This window comes from Archangium sp. (assembly GCF_036388035.1).
Classification (GTDB): domain Bacteria; phylum Myxococcota; class Myxococcia; order Myxococcales; family Myxococcaceae; genus Archangium.
In genome coordinates, this window is record NZ_DASVSO010000962.1 from 1 (window position 1) to 1,641 (window position 1,641).

The window sequence follows — 1,641 nt, forward strand, 5'->3', positions numbered from 1 at the left end:
CTCGTCTCCAGGGGACGCCCCCGGGCCTTCGCCAGCGCCGGACATGTCAGACCCATCCGGTAGTATTGCTTCATGCTCAACACCGGCAAGGAAGGGTCTTCCATGGCTGATTTCCGTGCGAGTCCGTGCGTCTCGGTCAACAAGCTGGGCCAGTACCTCACCGCGCGGCCCGCGCTGCGCAAGCGCATCATCCACGCCCAGAAGCACCCGTGCGACCCCAAGTACCTGCGCTACCCGGAGGCCGCCCAGGCCATCGTCGAGTTCCTCTGCGGTGGCCAGGACGAGGTCATCTTGCGCTACCACCAGCACCGGCTGCTCAACGCCGAGCCCGCGTCGGACTTCGACGCCCACCGGCTGGCCCTGTGCGCCGAGGCCCTCCAGCACTTCCTCGAGGCCTCGGGCGAGCTGGCGCTGACGCACGCGGTGGCCAGCCCCGCGGACGAGGGTCTGCCGCCGCTGGCGCTGGCGGGGGTGGCCATCAACGTGCGTCCGGAGCTCCTCCTGCGCAGCGTGGACCGCCACGGGGTGATGCGCTCGGGGCTGCTGAAGCTCTACTTCTCCAAGCACACGCCGCTGGACGAAGCCTCCGGGCACTACATCGCCACGGTGCTCCAGCTGTTCGCCGAGCAGAACCTCAAGCAGCAGGGCGAGGTGGACCACCGGCTGGTGCGCGTCTTCGACGTGTTCGCGGGTAAGGTGTTCGTGGCGCCCAAGGCCCAGCAGCGGCGGCTGGGGGACGTGCACCTGGCGTGCGAGGAGATCGCCGCGCGCTGGGACATGAACTGAGGCACACGCGCCTCCAGGCCGGGGTAGGGGAAGCGTGGTCCCCTCCCCCGCCCGCTCCGACAGGGGCTGCTCAGCAGCCGAGGTTGCTTCCGGGGCTCACGCCGAGCAGGTTGGTGAAGCGCAGGTAGGTGTCTACGCGGCTCTGCACCTGGGCGGGGTTGCGGCCGTTGCACTCCATCGCGCCGTTGATGGTGCGGATCGTCTCGCCGAAGCCGGCGCCGTTGACCATGGCGTTGTGCGCCGTCATGGTGCCCGCCCCCGTCTGCGTCATCCAGAACCAGAAGCCCGAGCGCCACGAGGCGTTCGCGTCCTGCGCGAGCAGGTCCGGGTTGCTCTGCAGCGGCAGCCCGAGCGCGTTACCGGCGGCGCAGTAGTTGCCATTCCAGGACAGCTGCATCGGGCCGCGTCCGTAGTACCACTTGCCCGCCGCGCAGCCGCAGCCCGGCGGCCCCCACGAGGTGTCGCAATACACCGCCTTGTTGATCTCCTCGGTGTACACGAGGCCGCCGGTCTCGTGCGAGACGTTGGCGAGGAAGGCCGCCACCTCGCGCTTGCGCGTGTCGGTGTCACCCGTGGTGGCGAGCCCCTGGAACGTCGACGCCGCGGCCACCAGGGCGTCGTACGTGTAGAACGGGTTGCGGTTGGGGAACATGGTGTCGAACGTGGCCCGGCTGAGGATCGCCCCGAACCCGCTGGCGCCACTGCCGCCACCGCCGACGTTATCGAAGGTCCAGCGCTGGTTGGCGCCGCCGCTGTACGGGTACTGCACGAGGATCGTCCCGTTGTCCGCCGAGCCCCAGTACAGGTCGACCGCCATGTCCGTGTGGCGCGCGTGGATGCTGAACTGGTTGTTGC

Annotated in this window: 2 protein-coding genes; one reads left to right on the forward strand and one right to left on the reverse strand. The window is 69.3% G+C overall.

Features of this window, described 5'->3' with window-relative positions; translation table 11 throughout:
* The first annotated feature begins 102 nt into the window (after positions 1–102).
* Complete coding sequence (locus tag VF697_RS39710) at positions 103–786, forward strand: hypothetical protein (protein ID WP_331103421.1); 684 nt, start codon at positions 103–105, stop codon at positions 784–786.
* 70 nt (positions 787–856) lie between these two features.
* Here the strand turns inward: VF697_RS39710 and VF697_RS39715 are convergent.
* Positions 857–1,641 (reverse strand): glycoside hydrolase family 19 protein (locus VF697_RS39715; RefSeq protein WP_331103423.1); only part of this gene is annotated, 785 nt, incomplete at its 5' end.